15 protein-coding genes are annotated in these 15826 nt (G+C 64.7%); 5 read left to right on the top strand and 10 right to left on the bottom strand.

The window, feature by feature from the left end:
* Nucleotides 1-114 precede the first annotated feature (114 nt).
* Complete coding sequence (locus C7G41_RS08525; RefSeq protein WP_373681103.1) at nt 115-1119, top strand: helix-turn-helix domain-containing protein; 1005 nt, start codon at nt 115-117, stop codon at nt 1117-1119.
* A 212-nt stretch (nt 1120-1331) separates the two neighbouring features.
* On the opposite strand, the gene C7G41_RS08520 is transcribed toward C7G41_RS08525, so the two are convergent.
* The 10 genes from C7G41_RS08520 to C7G41_RS08475 all read right to left on the bottom strand — a co-directional run bounded on the left by C7G41_RS08520 (nt 1332) and on the right by C7G41_RS08475 (nt 10125).
* Nucleotides 1332-2270: an acyltransferase domain-containing protein gene (locus tag C7G41_RS08520; RefSeq protein WP_106942100.1), complete on the bottom strand. Its 939-nt coding sequence runs from the start codon at nt 2268-2270 to the stop codon at nt 1332-1334.
* 9 nt (nt 2271-2279) lie between these two features.
* The gene (locus tag C7G41_RS08515; RefSeq protein ID WP_106942099.1) at nt 2280-3230 is read right to left on the bottom strand and encodes an AEC family transporter; all 951 of its coding nucleotides are present in this window, start codon (nt 3228-3230) and stop codon (nt 2280-2282) included.
* The gene (mdcB, locus tag C7G41_RS08510; protein ID WP_106942098.1) at nt 3227-4108 is read right to left on the bottom strand and encodes a triphosphoribosyl-dephospho-CoA synthase MdcB; all 882 of its coding nucleotides are present in this window, start codon (nt 4106-4108) and stop codon (nt 3227-3229) included. The genes C7G41_RS08515 and mdcB overlap by 4 nt, the downstream gene beginning before the upstream one ends.
* Nucleotides 4105-4785, bottom strand: a complete 681-nt coding sequence (gene mdcG / locus C7G41_RS08505) for a malonate decarboxylase holo-[acyl-carrier-protein] synthase (RefSeq protein WP_106942097.1) — start codon at nt 4783-4785, stop codon at nt 4105-4107. Before mdcG ends, mdcB begins: the two co-directional genes overlap by 4 nt.
* A complete protein-coding gene (gene mdcE / locus C7G41_RS08500; protein ID WP_106942096.1) occupies nt 4760-5482 on the bottom strand; it encodes a biotin-independent malonate decarboxylase subunit gamma in 723 nt (240 codons plus the stop codon). The genes mdcG and mdcE overlap by 26 nt, the downstream gene beginning before the upstream one ends.
* Nucleotides 5469-6407, bottom strand: a complete 939-nt coding sequence (locus C7G41_RS08495) for a biotin-independent malonate decarboxylase subunit beta (protein ID WP_199198255.1) — start codon at nt 6405-6407, stop codon at nt 5469-5471. Before C7G41_RS08495 ends, mdcE begins: the two co-directional genes overlap by 14 nt.
* Nucleotides 6404-6721, bottom strand: a complete 318-nt coding sequence (gene mdcC, locus C7G41_RS08490) for a malonate decarboxylase acyl carrier protein (RefSeq protein ID WP_106942095.1) — start codon at nt 6719-6721, stop codon at nt 6404-6406. The genes C7G41_RS08495 and mdcC overlap by 4 nt, the downstream gene beginning before the upstream one ends.
* Before the next feature lie 10 nt (nt 6722-6731).
* On the bottom strand, nt 6732-8378 hold the full coding sequence (gene mdcA / locus C7G41_RS08485; RefSeq protein ID WP_106942094.1) for a malonate decarboxylase subunit alpha: 1647 nt from the start codon (nt 8376-8378) through the stop codon (nt 6732-6734).
* Nucleotides 8375-9241: an MBL fold metallo-hydrolase gene (locus C7G41_RS08480; protein WP_106942093.1), complete on the bottom strand. Its 867-nt coding sequence runs from the start codon at nt 9239-9241 to the stop codon at nt 8375-8377. The genes mdcA and C7G41_RS08480 overlap by 4 nt, the downstream gene beginning before the upstream one ends.
* Before the next feature lie 98 nt (nt 9242-9339).
* Nucleotides 9340-10125, bottom strand: coding sequence for an alpha/beta hydrolase (locus C7G41_RS08475; protein WP_106942092.1), 786 nt, complete (start codon nt 10123-10125; stop codon nt 9340-9342).
* Nucleotides 10126-10439: 314 nt separating this feature from the next.
* Between C7G41_RS08475 and C7G41_RS08465 the strand changes: the two genes are divergently transcribed.
* The 4 genes from C7G41_RS08465 (at nt 10440) to C7G41_RS08450 (ending at nt 15801) form a co-directional block, all read left to right on the top strand.
* Complete coding sequence (locus tag C7G41_RS08465) at nt 10440-10781, top strand: hypothetical protein (RefSeq protein WP_106942091.1); 342 nt, start codon at nt 10440-10442, stop codon at nt 10779-10781.
* A gap of 177 nt (nt 10782-10958) precedes the next feature.
* Nucleotides 10959-11468 (top strand): hypothetical protein, encoded by a 510-nt coding sequence (locus C7G41_RS37700; protein ID WP_199198254.1) that lies wholly within the window; start codon nt 10959-10961, stop codon nt 11466-11468.
* A 20-nt stretch (nt 11469-11488) separates the two neighbouring features.
* Nucleotides 11489-12661 carry an efflux RND transporter periplasmic adaptor subunit gene (locus C7G41_RS08455; RefSeq protein WP_106942090.1) on the top strand — a complete coding sequence of 391 codons (1173 nt, stop codon included), beginning with the start codon at nt 11489-11491 and terminating at the stop codon, nt 12659-12661.
* Nucleotides 12658-15801, top strand: a complete 3144-nt coding sequence (locus tag C7G41_RS08450) for an efflux RND transporter permease subunit (RefSeq protein WP_106942089.1) — start codon at nt 12658-12660, stop codon at nt 15799-15801. The genes C7G41_RS08455 and C7G41_RS08450 overlap by 4 nt, the downstream gene beginning before the upstream one ends.
* Nucleotides 15802-15826 lie beyond the last annotated feature (25 nt).

The following is a 15826-nucleotide window of genomic DNA, read 5'->3' as shown; positions in this document are numbered from 1 at the left end:
ACGAGCCTTCCGACGCGGTCGCACCTATCGTTCGAACCTGGACCAATTGCATTCTGCTGCCGTCCCCGACGGCAGCAGAATCCAACGACACGGGGACGAACGATGCTTACTGATATGCAAGCGGCCGGCGCCCGGGTGACGTATCAGCCCAGCCGCCTCGAACCGGCCTCCCCGCAAGAATCTCGCGCATTTCTCCTCGAACGAAGGTGGCGCCAGCCCGGCCAACATGCCGGCACCGCGTCCGAGGACATCACGATCTCGCGCTGGACGTCTGCACAAACAGGCATAAGGCACGAAGAAGCCCGGACGCCTTGCGACCGATACTTCCTGGCGATCGCCTTGAAAGCAACACGCGTCAAACTGACCAGAGGCCGTCACACCATCTTCGACGGCGTCATGCCGGCGGGGACGTTGTATATCGGGGCACCGTCGCAGCGGCTCGGTGCGCAGTTCTACGCGCCGTGCGATTTCCTGCACTTCCACGTCTCCGCCGCCGGCTATTTTTCGCCTCTTCGGCCCGGAGCAGGCCCCGCGGCGCCGGAAGGCCTCAACGACCTCGTCCTGCTCCGCGACCCGTTTGCCGAGCAGCTTGCGAAAGCACTGACCGAACGCGGCCATTCGGCCGACCGGGAATTCGCACGCTGCATCGGCCGGACGCTGGCAATGCACATTGCCCGGCGCGAGCTTCCTCAAGTGAAAGTCAATGCGTTGCCGAAATGGCGGCTGCGGCGCGTCGAGGAGTATGTCGGGACAAACTTCGACCATGGCATCACCCTGTCCGAGCTTGCCAAGGTGGCGGGACTGTCCCGGATGCACTTCGCGGCCCAGTTTCGTGCCGCGACGGGATACCGACCGCGGGAATACCTGCTGCATCAGCGCATCGAGCGTGCGAAATCGCTGCTATCGAATTCCGAGACGGTCCTCGCCGAGGTGGCGCTGACCGTCGGCTTCTGCACGCAGGCGCATTTCTCGACCGTCTTCAAGCGGATCACAGGTGAAAGCCCCGCGCGCTGGCGATGCGCCAGCCGGAACGCGTCGGCTTCGTCCCGACTCTCCGGCGGCGATCCGGCTGCGACACGCTTGGCCGTGTCCCACGTGCTGCCCGCGGACTTCACGTGAATCATGCGAAATGAGAAACAGCCGGGGTTCGTGAAATACTTTGGCCGGGCAATCGGCGATGCTGCGCATGTTAGGTGACTGAGACCCCCAAGTCACCGCTCGAGCCTCTCTCCTCCCTGGGCATACGAGCATTTTGGGGCCGTCCTCCCACAAAGGACGGCCCCTTTTTTTTCAACCGCGCAGCGCGATTGTCTCTTCGGAATTTGTCGCGCTTAGGCGCTCAGGTGACGCGCAACCCAGGCGCGGACGCCCTGAAGGCTTCTGAAATCGTCCAGCGAGCGAGCCGGAAGTCCGGCCCCGATTTCAGCGGCCATGCCGCTCAGCGCATGTCCCGGCCCCAGCTCGAGAAACGCCGTCGCGCCCGCTTCGACACAGGCTTGCAGGCAATCTGCCCATTGCACGGTTTGCGAGATCTGCGCCGCAAGCTTGTCGAGACCGCTGTCGGCCGAGACGACCGGAGTGCCATCTATTCCGCTCAGAATGCGCGCAGCGCTCCGCGGCGGGAACACCATCGGTACCAGACGTAGAGTTTCACGAAATACGGCGGACGCCGCGGCGAGCCGTTTGGTGTGGGAGGCCACCTCAACCGGCAACGCGACGATCCTTGCGCCGTGCGTCGCCCGCGCGTCTGCGGCAATCCCGCTTAGCGCCTCCCGGCCGCCGCCGATGACAAAGGCATCGCCGGGATTGACGATGGCGATCGCCGCGCCGTGACGTTCGCAAAGGCGACCGATCTCGTCTCGCGAAAGACCACGGACGAAGATCAGTCCATCGCCGGCGTGCGTGGCCGCATCCATGGCCTCTGCGCGGCGCGCCACGAGATCGAGCGTGGCGGTCGCATCGAACAAGCCGCCGACACCCCAGGCCGCGACTTCGCCGACACTATAGCCGGCAACGATGACGCCACGTGGAATGACATCTGCGAGCGCACACGCCGCAGCGAGCGGCTGCAAGGTGCAGAGAATCTGGCCGGCACGGTTGTGGTGCAGGACCCCATCGGCCTCGCCGCGGACGAATTCGCGCGGATCCCTGCCACCGAGTAATGCCGTCGCATGCGTAAACAACTGCGCGGCTTCCGGCGCATCGCTCGTGAGAGCGAACATGTCCCGGTGCTGGCCGCCTTGTCCCGAGCAGAGGATCGCAAGCGTCATGGTCGCGGCCTAGTGGGGAAAGAGCAGCGCGATCGCGATGGCCAGGGTCACGACGCTGAATCCGGTGCTGGCGATGACCATCGACCCCGCCCTTGCGGAATCCAGCCGGTAGTTGACGGCGAACAGGATTCCGAAGAAGCCCGAGGGCGTCGCGGCGAGCAGAATAGCCGTTTTCGCCGCATCCTGCGTAATCGGAATGAGATAAATGAGCGCAACTGCCAGCAGCGGGCGCACGATGTCCGAGGCCACCGTTGCAGCGACGATCTTCCAGTCCAGCCGAAACGACTGCGCCGACAGAATGGCTCCGGTGAGAAACAGGGCGACGCCGGCAGCCGAACTTCCGATCAGCGCGAGGCTCGCATGGGCCAGCGCGTCGAGGCTCACATCCGACAACGAGAACAGGATGCCAAGCGCGGGCGCGAGCACCACCGGCTTGGTGATCGCACGCCGAATTGCGGTCAAGACCTGCCGCCCCGCCATTTGCTCGCCGCGAGCCTTTGCGGCGCCCATTTCCGCCATGATCAGGGTCAGCGGACTGATGAGGATCGACCCCGCCGCCAATGCGACGGCAACCGGAACAGTGCCGGCCGACCCCACGACTGAAGTCATGATCGGAAGGCCAACGCCGGCGAGATTCGGAAAGCCAATCGTCAACGCCTGTAACGATGCTTCCGACCGGGAGACCTTGGAGACCCCGCGAGCGGTAAAATACCAGGCCAGATAGAGCAGCAGCATCGTCACGCCGAGCACCAGGAAGAGCGGAACCTGCTCGATCATCTCGCGGCGCGACGCCGACGCTGTCGCCGCGAACAGAGAGGCCGGCAGCGCAAAATCCATCACGAGTGCGTTGAGAGCGTCGACGTGAAGATTGTCGACGATATGAAATTTTCCGGCGGCGTATCCCAGCAAGAGAACGAAGAAGACCGGCACCAGCGCCATCAGGATCGCGTTGGACATCATGGATCAGGCCTTTCATGGGCGTCGACGAAGAGCGTCATGGCAAGCAGGTCGGCCGATCCACCCGGGCTGAGGCGACGGGCGACGAAGCTTTCGTGGATCGACTGCGCCCGCGCACGCCAGCCGGACGCGCCGACGCCGCCTGAAGCGATGAAGCGACGCGCCGCGTCATGTGCAAAGCGAAGGCCGTCGAGCCCACCGCGATGCAGGAGGTTGGTGTCTTCGACGAATGCGATCAACGCAAAGCACGCCTCGACCCGGGCTGCTTCAGTATCTTCCGGCGCAATCATCGTCGCGCTGCGCAAGGCCGGCAAGCCGATCCGGTAGACGCTGGGAAATCCGTTTGCGGCCTCCATCCGTGCACCACCCGCGCGAAAGCGGCGGTGGGCTGCGCTGCCATGGCTATGCAGCAGCACCGGACCATCGAATATGGCCTCGCCCCACAGGCGCGCCACGACAGCGCCAAGCGGTAGCCCGGGATCGACCAACCCGCCAGCTCTCGCGCCGGCGGCCGCGCACAGCAGGCCGAGCCCGAAGATTGCGCCACGGTGCGTGTTGACCCCCGCAGTCGCCGCCAGCATGGCCCGCTCCGCTTCAAGACCAATGATCCGCAGCCGCCCCATGCCGCAGCCGAGCGCGCCCTCATCAGCCATTCGTTGCAGATAGGGCCTGATAGCCGCAGCGCTGCGACGAAACGTGCCCGCATCCATGTCGACGTGACTGCCGTTGTCGACATGGCTCACCAGCCCCGGCTTCGGCCAGGTCTCGAGCTCCTTGACGAGGCAATCGGCGGCGACGGCGCCGATGGCGGGGACATCGGGCGCGATCCGCGCTCGGCGCAGAACCTGCCGTTCCACGCCCCTTGCGGCCGTGGTGATCATGATCCCATAGCTCCCGACATGAATTGAGGCCTGCCGAGCAGGACCACGCGTTCGAGGCTCTTGACCAGAAGCTCGCTCGCGCCGCCGTGGAATTCGCGCCAGTTCACCGCAGCGCCGTCGGCGCCCATCAACTCGCCATCGAGCCGCATCGGCGCGTCAGTCTCGATTGCGGCAACATCGGCGACGAAGCGATCGATGTCGGTTTCGCGGCGAAACTCGAACAGGACATCGAGGTCGGAACGGCCGGTGAGGTAGTCGAGCCCGGTCAGCGCCTGCCAGGCCAGGCTGCCGAAGACGCGCGCGTCCACCGAATGGCGAAGCGCCAGCCCATCGAGCCGGTCGAGCGTCGGCCACCAGTTGCGCGGCGCGTAGGCCCGCGCCTGCCGCAGCGACGGCGGCCTCGCAACCGAGATGACGTGGTCGATATCGACCACGAAGGAGACCCGTTTCTTGCCGGCAGAGGGTGGCAAGGGCAGGCCCAGCGCGAGGCCGGTTGCCTCGCATGGCAAAGCGCGCCGCCTGATTGTCGGCCATCGCTTTTTTGGCCAGCGCGCGAGAAGGGAATCGGCTGCGAGATCGTCGCGCGCGTCCAGCATTGCGCGCCAGCCTTCGGGGCTGACGAAGACCAGGTCATGACGACCCGGTGGACGCTCACCGTGCTTGCAGGGCGAGGTCATGAACGCGCTCCGCAATCTCAGTGGCCTTCAGCCGGCCGCCACGCTCCTTGCCGAGCGCATCCCGCCGGTCCTGCACGGCCGGCAAACCGGCCAGCAGCGCCTCCAACGGGTCGGCAAGCGACGTGGCATTGCTCCACGTCATGTGAACGGCGCCCATCTGTGCGAGATTGGACAGGCCCGGTGCGAACACCGGCGTCGACTTCGCCTTTTCCTGCAGGGCCTCCATCGACAGCTTGGTGACCTTTGCCATCGACGGCAGGTCCATCACCGCGGGATCGGCCCCGGGCAATCCGACCAGCACACGCGTCGCAAGACCCGTCGCAAGCAGGGCGCCCGCAGCCGAGTGACCATACAGAAGGCCGATGGTCGGGCGGCCATTCATGTCCGCATGGATCAGCACCTTCGCCAGATGCGCGAGGAATTCGTTCAACCCGAGCATCTCGTCCCGCTTGCTCATGCGCTGGCTGTCGCTGTCGACGAGCACCAGGATCGGCCCGGAGTCCCGGTCAATCGACTCCAGGACGTGGCCCGACAGCCTGATCGCTTCGTCGACGCCTAGCGCCGTCCGGTCCGCAACACCAAGCACGAGCATCCGGCCGCCGGACCGCAGCGTCGCCGAGCCGAGGATGACGCCCTTGTCGTTCCTCACCTCATGGCCGTCGGGAAAGAGCGAAGCGAGGATATTATCGAGCGTCACGGCTGGTCCTCCCGATCCGGTTGGCAAGGGCAATGAACTGATCGGCCGGCAGCTCTGGAACGGCTTCGGCATGCGCAATGCCTTCCGCCGTCCAGATGTCCACGGCATCGCCGCAGTCGCCGAAGCTGCGCAGCCGGTCGGCAAGCCGCCGCTGCTCGGCCTTCAGCCTGTCGAGACCGAAAGGTCCGAGCAGGCCGAGCAGCTCCAGCGCGGCCTCGCGAAAATCCTGCACGTTGTCGTCGGCGAAGACATCGGCGGCGCCGAGCAGGCGGCGATGCTTGCCTCCCATGGTCCGCCAAACCAAAGCGCGATCGCGGGAATCGAACTCCTCGATGCCGCGATTGGTCTCGATCACTTCGGGGCCCGACACCGCGATGCGCCCCGGCTCCGAAACAATGAGAGCGGAGCAACAGCCTGCGATCAGGCCGCCGCCGCCATAGCATCCGGACCTGCCGCCGATCAGACCGATGACCTTCGCGCCGGCACTGCGCGCTTCCATCACGGCGCGCATGATCTCGGCGATGGCCAGCTCGCCGGCATTGGCCTCCTGCAACCGGACCCCGCCGGTATCAAACAGGATCAGAACGGGGATCGAGCTGATCCGGCGCGCGGCGCGGAGCAGCCCGGTCAGCTTGGCGCCGTGCACCTCGCCAAACGCGCCGCCCATGAAGCGGCCTTCCTGCGCGGCGACGAACACCGGCGAACCGTCAAGGCGACCGTGACCGACGACGATGCCGTCGTCGAACTGCTCGGGAAGATCGAATATCTTCAGATGCGGGCTGACCTCGCGCTGCTCCGGCCCGATGAATTCGACGAAGCTGCCGGCATCGAGCAGCAGCTCCAGCCGCGTGCGAGCCGACGCCTCGTAGAAGCTGGTGCTGCGGGCCCGTTCGGCCGGGGTGATGTCCTTGAGCGGAGCGGTCATTGGCCGGCCTCCGCGATCAATCGCACCGCCTGCGCCAGCCGCAGCGACACCGTATCCGGACGCGCGCCGCCGTCATTGATCGAGAACTTCAGCCCACCCGGCGAATAGCGCTCGACGAAATCGCCGATCACCGCGCTCCAGACTGCTCCGAAGCCCACGGCCGCAGTCTTGATGTCCACGGCGCATTCCGCGTCCGGCAAGCTTCGCTCGACCAGCACTTCCAGATTTCCGGACGCGACCACGCCGACAATCGCACTTTGCCTGGTGCCGCCGGCTCGCGCGCGAACCTGGTGTTGAAAGTTGAGATCTTCCATGGTCTGTCCCTCACCAGTTCCTGAATTTTGACGGCGGCGCGTAGAGTCCGCCCGACCAGTGCACGAGATCCTTGATCGAGCGCGCCGCCAGCAGGCTGCGATCCGCATCGAGCGGATTGATGCCGAGATCTTCCGGCCTGCGGATCACGCCGCGCTCGCGCAAGCGCGAGACCATGCCGTGGTCCCGCCGACGGCCGACGTCGGTGTAGCCGGCAACGCCGCGGATGGCCTGTTCGCGCTCCTGAGCGGTGCGGCACAGCAACAGGTTTGCCACGCCCTCTTCGGTGACGATGTGCGTGACGTCGTCGCCGTAGATCATGACCGGCGCGAGATCGAGCTTCAGCTTTTCGGCGAGCTCGATCGCATCGAGCTTCTCGACGAACAGCGGCACGTTCTTGTCGCCGAACGTCTCGCCGATCTGCACCACCAGCTTGCGGCCGCGGCGCATCAGTGCCGAGCCGTCGGGATCGGCCTCCGCTCCGGCCTTCAGCCAGGGCTCGCTCGGATGGCGCCGCCCGCGGGCATCCGCCCCCATGTTCGGAGCGCCGCCGAAGCCTGCGATGCGCGAGGTGGTGACGGTCGACGAATTTCCTTGCAGATCGATCTGCAACGTGGAGCCGATGAACATGTCGCAGGCATAGAGGCCGGCGGTCTGACAGAAGGCGCGGTTGGAGCGCAACGAGCCGTCGGGACCGGTGAAGTAGATGTCGGATCTGGCGCGGATGTAGTCGTCCATGCCGACCTCCGACCCGAACGAGTGGATCTGCCGCACCCAGCCGGACTCGATCGCGGGAATAAGCGCGGGATGGGGATTCAACGCGAAGTGGGTCGCGATCGTGCCCTTCAGTCCAAGCCTCTCGCCGAATGTCGGCAGCAGGAGCTCGATCGCAGCCGTGCTGAAGCCGATGCCGTGATTGAGCCGCTGCACGCGATAGGGCGCATAGACACCCTTGATCGCGAGCATCGCGGTCAGGATCTGGCCTTCCGTGATCGCGGCCGGATCGCGCGTGAACAGCGGCTCGACGAAGAACGGCTTGTCGGCCTTGACGATGAAATGGACCCGATCCGCCGGGATGTCGACCCGCGGAACGGTGTCGACGATCTCGTTGACCTGCGCGATCACGACGCCGTCCTTGAACGCCGTCGCCTCGACCACGGTCGGAGTGTCCTCGGTGTTCGGGCCGGTGTAGAGATTTCCCTCGCGGTCGGCGCTGACGGCGGCGATCAGCGCGACGTGCGGCGTGAGGTCGATGAAGTAGCGGGCAAACAGTTCGAGATAGGTATGAACAGCGCCCAGCTCGATCTTGCCGCCGAACAGCATGCGCGCGATGCGCGCCGATTGCGGCCCTGAATAAGCATAGTCGAGTCGCTTCGCGACTCCGCGGTCGAAAAGGTCTAGATGCTCTGGCAAAACGACACCCGACTGCACCATGTGCAGATCGTTGACCTTGGACAGATCGACCGCCAGCAGCGCGCTGCTCAAGAGATCCGCCTGCTTCTGGTTATCGCCCTCCAGGCAAACCCGGTCACCCGGCCGGACCACGGCCTCCAGCAGGCGCGTGACGTCGTGTGCCTCAACGACCTTGCCGCGGGCAAGGCCAGCTCCCGCCGCAATGCGCGCATCGCGCGCGGCTCGATTGTTCTGCCAGCTCGTCATGACCTCTGCTCCTTTGCGGCGTTGGCTCCACTCCAGAGCGATCCCGGATTGGCACGGTCGGGATGGAGCTCGAGCATCGCCTCGTAAAGCTCGCGTGGCGATGTCGTCGCCTTATCGAGTCGGTTGAAATCGAGCAGGTATTGGCGGGTCTCTGCGATGTCGCGCGGAGCGTCGTCATCGCCCGGCTTCTTGTGTCCGGCCACCACGAAGCGCGGATTCAAGGCCTCGAGCCGGCCGAGCGCGGCGATCCATTCCAGCCGGCTCTGCGTATCGGTTTCGGCCAGATAGGGATGAATGCCGTTGTACACGGTGTCGCCGGCGACAATCAGGTCGAGAGAGGGGACATGAAGGGCGGTGGAGCGCGCCGTATCGGTTCGTCCCATGTCGACCACGACGAGCTTGTGCCCCTCGAGCGTGAGCTCGCCTTCGAGGGGAGCCGCCGCCACCAGGCGCTCTGCGATCTCGCCCGGAAAGCGCTTGCGCCAGAAGCCGTCGAGCGATCCCGGCGAGAGCTGCGCCTTCATCTCGTCGACGACCTCGGGAACAGCAACGGCTTTTGCATGCGGAAAGCGATCGAGCAGCGGCGCCAGGCCGAAGAAGTGATCTCCGTGCCCGTGCGTGACATAGATCGTGGTCAGATTCCGCTCGCACGAAACGACCCAGTCCAGCAACGTTTTCGAGTGCCCGGCGGTGAGGAACGTGTCGACGAGAACCGCATCCCGCTCGCCGTAGATCAGCGTCGACGAATTCGCGACCCACATCAGATCCGGATTTCCGGACGGCAAGTCGCGGCTCAGTCCCGCCCGCTTCACCGTCGTCACTTTCCAATTCAGGGCGGAGCCGGTCGTCTCGATCATTTTCATTCGAATTCTCCGGACGGGGCATTCAGGGCGGCGGGAGTGCTGTCACTCCCGCCGTCCTTCCTTCTGCCGATCGTGCGTCAGGACCGGCAAAAGCACGGTCAGCGTGTGACCGGCGACTGAATGCTGCGCGCCGCGCGGGTGATGACCGCCGCCACTTCCTTCGGACGCGACTCGTAGACCGAATGGCTGGCGCCGGGGATCACGGTGGTCTGGCTCTTGGCGCGCTCGTAGTACCAGCGCTCTAGATCCGGGCTGATGATCTGGTCGTTGCCGGCGACGATGCCCCAGCTCGGCTTGGTCTTCCACGCCGCCGCCGTCAGCGGCGTGCTGAAGACCTGGGTCGCGGCCGGGATCTGCGAGCGCGCGACGAACTCGGCCCGCTCGCGCGGCAGATCCGGCGCGAACAGTTTCGGGAATTGCACGGGATCGAGATAGGTGAATTTGTCGGGCGTCACCTTGATGACCCCTTCGGTCTTCCCGAGCACGCTCGGCGTTTTCTTGCCCAGTGCCGATTCGTTCTCGCCAACGTCGGGCGCATGTGCGGCGACGTAGACGAGACCGGCGACGTTGGGATGAACGCCGGCCTCGGTGATGATCGAACCACCGTAGCTGTGACCGACGAGAAGCGTCGGGCCATCCTGCAGATCGAGAATGCGCTTGGCCGCAGTGACGTCGTCGGCGAACGAGGTCTCGGGCTCCTGGACCATGGTGACGCGGAAGCCTTCCTTGGTCAGGATCTCGTAGACCGGCTTCCAGCCGGACCCATCCACCCAAGCGCCGTGCACCAGCACGATGTTCTTTAGCGGTTCCGCGCGCGCCGGGGCGACGGTCGAGAATAGCGAAAGGGCGGCGGCAAAGGCGACGCCAGCGTTGAGGTGTTTCATGTCGGGATCACTCCGGGTTGGAATGACGCGATACTAGTTTCGAGCCAGGCTTGCGTATTTCCGCAAACAACTATCCTTGCCACTTCGCACGCCGGGACACGCGAGCTGCGACAATCTCTGCTCGACCATCCTCCGGACGCGGTCTGGCTGAGGAATGCATTTCTGGGGCTCACGTTATGCACGCTGACATTCATGACATGACCTCTCGCAAGCGTGAACGGCCGGCGTTCGTACACGAAAGACGATCAAGACGCGCCCTGTCATTCACGACAACGTTCCTGACGTCACCTGAAATCCAAGCATAGGATCGAACAATGACATCCATCGCAAAGTGCAGCTTGGCCCTCTTCGCCCTGCTGTACGCAACAATGGTGGCTCATGCCGGCACTTGCACCGATGACATCGCGCAGACTCAGGCCCAGCTCGATCTGGCCATAGAAAGGGACGCGGGCTCCCACGGCTGGCAGCCGGAGAGCCTCAGCGCGCTGCGCGGCCATCAACCCACGCCCCGCTCGCTCGCGGAAGCAACTGGCGGCAACGGCGTCGATTTCACCGACGCGCTCGACTCGCTCGATCGCGCACGCACCGCCAATCGCGCCGGCGACATCGCCACGTGCAGCCGGGAGATCGCACACGCGCGGGCCGTCTTGAGATAGCGAAGGCTGCCTCAGGGCCGATGGCGAGGCGACCTGCCAAAGTGGTCGGGCGAAAGAGAATGCGGCGCATGAAGCGTCTCGCCGTCGTGCAGCCGAGCAGCAGGACGTGCGTTCTGGAAATACCCGCGCTCGCGCGGCTTCCTATTGTTCGATCGCAGTCGGCCGGAGCTTTCATCCATGCGACAACAGTATTCAACATACAACGGTGTGATGCTTGCGGCCGCCATGCTGTGGCTGGCCCCGGCTGCGGCCATCGCGCAAACAACGGTGCCGGGCATGCAGCCGCCTACCGGCATGCTTGCGACGTCGCCGCTCAACCCGCAATCCACGCGGCCAGTGGGCATCCCGCTGGGATCGACCGAAATCACAACGCCCGGCATCTCCCCGATCAATCCTGCGCAAAGCACGATGGGCTGTGCCGGGTCCGGCAACGCCGCATCGACCGGAGCATTGTTCGACGGCGGCGGGCTGTCCGGTGGCTCATCGACCAATTGCGCCGGCAGCACCGCAGCGGTCTCGTCCCTGCCCTCGACAGGGACGGTCGGCCGCGTCGGAATTCCGTTGGGCGCCACTGAAATCGGCGGAGCCGGAATCAGTCCGTCCGTGCCGGTGGCCGGCCCCACATCCTTGAACGGCGCAACGTCCTTTAACGGCACAACATCGATCGACAGCTCCGGCAATCCCTGAGGTCAAGGAGGATCATCACAGTGAAACGGAACCTCACCATTACGCTCGTTACTCTCGCTGCGGTCATGGTCGGCGCAGGCTTCTGGTTCTTCGGCACCAACCGGAAGCCGGCCGTGGCAGCCGCACCCGTGCCCGCTGCGGTGCCGGTGGTCGCCGCCACGGTCACGGGCAAGGACGTTCCGATCTATCTGCGCGGCATCGGCACGGTGATCGCCTACAACACCGACGTCGTGCGCAGCCAGATTCAAGGACAGATCGTCAAGATCGCCTTCACCGAGGGACAGACCGTCAAGGCCGGCGACTTGCTTGCCCAAATCGATCCACGTCCTTACGAAGCACAGATCGAGCAGTTGACGGCCAATCGCGACAGGGACCAGGCGCAGCTCGTGAATGCCGAAGCCAATCTTTCCCGCTACAACCAGCTTGGCGACAAGGGCTATGCGACCCCGCAACTGATCGAGACGCAGACGGCGCAGGTGGCACAGCTCAAGGCCGCCGTGAAGGCCGACCAGGCCCAGATCGACGAGGCCAACGTCCAGCTCAGCTATACGCGCCTGTCCTCTGCCGTTCCCGGCATCACCGGCGTTCGCCAGATCGATGTCGGCAACGTCATTCATCCGACCGACGCCAACGGCCTCGTCGTCGTCACCCAGATCGAGCCGATTTCACTGCTGTTCACCCTGCCGCAGGCAGACCTGCCCATGATCCAGGAGCACGCCGCAAAGGGCTCCCTGAAGGTCATCGCCTACAGCCAGGACAACAAGACGAAGCTCGACGAAGGTACACTGCTGCTGGTCAACAACGAGATCGCGGGAACGACCGGCACCGTCCAGCTCAAGGCGGTGTTCCCGAACCATGAGCACCGGCTGTGGCCGGGCCAGCTGGTGAACGCGCGCCTGCTGCTCGAGATTCAGAAGGATGCGCTCACCGTCGCCGGCTCGGCCGTGCAGCAGGGGCCGAACGGCAGCTACGTCTATGTCGTGGGCAACGACCAGACGGCGGCCTTGCGTCCGGTTCACGTCGCCCAGATTACCGATGGCAAGGCCCTGATCGATCAGGGCCTGAAATCCGGCGACGTCGTCGTCATCGACGGACAGTATCGATTGACGGAAGGCAGCCGCGTTCTCGAGCTGCACGGCAAGGCAGCGCGTGAAGCCGACCTGCAGAGTGCCGTGCAGGCCGCAATCCCATGAACCTCTCAGCGCCCTTCATCCTGCGGCCGATCGCAACCGCCCTGCTGATGGCGGGCCTGCTTCTGTGCGGCCTTGCGGCCTATCCGTTGCTGCCGGTCGGTGCGCTGCCGAACGTCAACTACCCGACCATCCAGATCTCGGCGCAACTGCCCGGCGCCGACCCGGGCACGATCGCCTCGTCGCTGGCCACCCCGCTCGAGCAGCAGCTCAGCCAGATTCCTGGCATCACCCAGCTCACCTCGTCCAGCGCACTTGGCGTGGCCCAGCTCACGGTGCAATTCGAGCTGTCGCGCACGGTGGACAGCGCGGCGGTGGACGTGCTGGCCGCGATCAATGCCGCAAGCCCGTTCCTGCCGCCGAACATCCCCTACCCGCCGACGATCCGGAAGGTCAATCCGGCCGAAACACCGATCATGCTGATCGCGCTGACGTCGGACTCGCTGCCGCTGACCACAGTCGATGCTTATGCGGAGAACATCCTGCTGCCGAAGATCTCGCAGGTGCCGGGCGTGGGCCTCGTCGGCATCGGCGGTCAGCAGAAGCCCGCAATCCGTGTTCGCGTCAATCCGCAGGCGCTTGCCGCGCGCGGCATCGGCCTCGAAGACGTCCGCAACGTGATCGCCGGCGCCAATGTCGACCTGCCAAAGGGCACGCTTAACAGCCCGCGCGTCACCTACACGCTGAACACCAACGATCAGTTGCTCAAGCCCGCCGCCTATGAAGACCTCATCATCGCCTATCGCAACGGCTCGCCGGTGCGGATGCGCGACATCGGCACGGCGATCGAGGGGCCCGAGAACGACCTCCTCGCCGGCTGGTACGGCAAGGATCCCGCCATCATCCTGGCGGTCCAGCGTGTCCCCGGCGCCAACGTGATCCAAACGGTCGACCGCATCAAGAAGCTGCTGCCGCAACTGCAGGCCTCCGTTCCGCCCGCAATCAAGGTGACGATCGCCGCCGACCGGACCGCCACCATTCGCGCCGCCGTCTCCGACGTTCAATTCACGCTGATGCTGACGGTCGCACTCGTGGTGATGGTCATATTCCTGTTCTTGCGGAATTTCTGGGCCACCATCATTCCCGCGATCACGGTTCCCCTGTCGCTGGTCGGCACGTTCGCAGTGCTCTACGCCCTCGGCTACAGCCTGGACAACCTCTCGCTGATGGCGCTGTCGATCGCGGTGGGCTTTGTGGTCGACGATGCCGTCGTCGTGATCGAGAACATCGTGCGCCATCTCGAACAGGGGATGACGCCGATGGAGGCCGCGCTCAAGGGCTCCAGCGAAATCGGCTTCACCATCGTCTCGATCACCCTGTCGCTGATCGCGGTGTTCATCCCGCTATTCCTGATGGGCGGTTACGTCGGCAAGCTGTTCCAGGAATTCGCCATCACGATCACCGCCGCGCTGCTGCTGTCGCTGATCATCTCGCTGACGCTGACGCCGATGATGTGCGCGCGGCTCCTGAAGGACGACTCGCGGAAGAAGCACGGCCGGTTCTACCTTGCCTTCGAACGCGGTTTCGACGCACTGCTGGCGCTTTATGCGAGAGGCCTGCGAATCGTGCTGCGTCATCGCTTCGCGACGCTGCTCGTGATGCTCTCGACCGTCGCGCTGACTGGCTATCTCTACGTGATCATACCGAAAGGTTTCTTCCCGCAACAGGACACCGGGCAGATCGTCGGCATCACCGAAGCCGCACAGGACATCTCCTTCCCCGCCATGTCCGAGCGCCAGCAGGCGGTCGTCGACATCCTCTCGAAGGATCCTGCGGTCCAGTCGGTGGCAAGCTATATCGGCCCGGGCGGTCCGACCGCGACGCTCAACCAGGGACGTATCTTCATCGTCCTGAAGCCGAAGCCCGAGCGCAAGGCCAGTGCCGATCAGATCATCGCGCGGCTGGGGCCTGCGCTCTCCCATATTCAGGGCATCAGACTTTACATGCAGGCCGCGCAGGACATCACCATCGGCGCCCGGCTGACGAAGACGCAATATCAGTACACGCTGACGGATGCCGATTCCAACGAGCTCACCAATTGGTCGGCGATCTTCCTGGCAAAACTCCACGCGCTCGACCTCATTACCGACGTCGCGAGCGATCAGGCCAATGCTGGCCCGAGGCTGGAGGTCACCGTCAATCGCGAGGTCGCATCGAGCTTCGGCATCCTGCCCACGACGATCGACAACACCCTCGACGACGCGTTCGGCCAGCGCATCGTCTCCACGATGTTCACCTCGCTGAACCAGTACCATGTCGTGATGGAGGTCGATCCGCGTTTCCAGTACGGCCCCGAAGCGCTCAAGGACATCTACCTGAACTCGGCCACCGGCCAGCAGGTCCCCCTGAGCACGTTGGTCCATAGCGTCATCAAGCCCGCGCCAATCCTGATCAACCACCAGAGCCTGTTTCCGTCGGTGACGATCTCGTTCAACCTGCGGCCTGGCGTTGCGCTGGGCGATGCGGTGGCGGCGATCCAGGAGATCGAGAAGAGCACCGGCAAGCCCGCCTCGCTGACGGCTTCGTTCCAGGGCAATGCGCAGGCATTCCAGTCCTCCCTGTCGGGCACTCCGCTATTGATTGGGGCGGCGCTGATCGTGATCTACATCATCCTCGGCGTGCTCTATGAGAGTCTGATCCACCCGATTACGATTCTGTCGACGCTGCCTTCGGCCGGCATCGGCGCGCTGCTGTTGCTGCTGGCGGTCCACATGGATCTCAGCGTCATCGCCATCATCGGCATCATCCTGCTGATCGGCATCGTCAAGAAGAACGGCATCATGCTGGTCGATTTCGCCCTCGCGGTGGAGCGCCAGGATGGGCTCAGCCCGGAAGAGGCGATCTACCAGGCCTGCACGCTGCGCTTTCGCCCGATCCTGATGACGACGATGGCGGCGCTGCTGGGCGGCGTGCCGCTGATGATCGGCTCTGGCACCGGAGCCGAGCTGCGTCAGCCGCTCGGCTACACGATCGTCGGCGGCCTGATGCTATCGCAGATCCTGACGCTCTACACGACACCCGTCGTCTATCTCTATCTGGACCGGCTCAGCAATTGGTTCACCGGACGCAAGCCGCGGTCAGCCGAGGCATCCGGTCCATCCATGCGCGACGCAGATACGGGATTGCGCCATGAATCCGCTTGAGCAGGTCGCCGTCGGCATGATGCCG

Origin of the sequence: Bradyrhizobium sp. MOS002, from assembly GCF_003020115.1 — a bacterium.
Lineage (GTDB): Bacteria > Pseudomonadota > Alphaproteobacteria > Rhizobiales > Xanthobacteraceae > Bradyrhizobium.
The sequence above is the reverse complement of the archived record's forward strand: the minus strand, read 5'-3'. Positions and strand labels throughout refer to the sequence as shown.

Coding starts and splice junctions, on each gene's coding strand:
- C7G41_RS08525 (WP_373681103.1), top strand. CDS start 115: ATGCAAGCGGCCGGCGCCCGGGTGACGTATCAGCCCAGCCGCCTCGAA.
- C7G41_RS08520 (WP_106942100.1), bottom strand. CDS start 2,270: ATGACGCTTGCGATCCTCTGCTCGGGACAAGGCGGCCAGCACCGGGAC.
- C7G41_RS08515 (WP_106942099.1), bottom strand. CDS start 3,230: ATGATGTCCAACGCGATCCTGATGGCGCTGGTGCCGGTCTTCTTCGTT.
- mdcB (WP_106942098.1), bottom strand. CDS start 4,108: ATGATCACCACGGCCGCAAGGGGCGTGGAACGGCAGGTTCTGCGCCGA.
- mdcG (WP_106942097.1), bottom strand. CDS start 4,785: ATGACCTCGCCCTGCAAGCACGGTGAGCGTCCACCGGGTCGTCATGAC.
- C7G41_RS08495 (WP_199198255.1), bottom strand. CDS start 6,407: ATGACCGCTCCGCTCAAGGACATCACCCCGGCCGAACGGGCCCGCAGC.
- mdcC (WP_106942095.1), bottom strand. CDS start 6,721: ATGGAAGATCTCAACTTTCAACACCAGGTTCGCGCGCGAGCCGGCGGC.
- mdcA (WP_106942094.1), bottom strand. CDS start 8,378: ATGACGAGCTGGCAGAACAATCGAGCCGCGCGCGATGCGCGCATTGCG.
- C7G41_RS08480 (WP_106942093.1), bottom strand. CDS start 9,241: ATGAAAATGATCGAGACGACCGGCTCCGCCCTGAATTGGAAAGTGACG.
- C7G41_RS08475 (WP_106942092.1), bottom strand. CDS start 10,125: ATGAAACACCTCAACGCTGGCGTCGCCTTTGCCGCCGCCCTTTCGCTA.
- C7G41_RS08465 (WP_106942091.1), top strand. CDS start 10,440: ATGACATCCATCGCAAAGTGCAGCTTGGCCCTCTTCGCCCTGCTGTAC.
- C7G41_RS37700 (WP_199198254.1), top strand. CDS start 10,959: ATGCGACAACAGTATTCAACATACAACGGTGTGATGCTTGCGGCCGCC.
- C7G41_RS08450 (WP_106942089.1), top strand. CDS start 12,658: ATGAACCTCTCAGCGCCCTTCATCCTGCGGCCGATCGCAACCGCCCTG.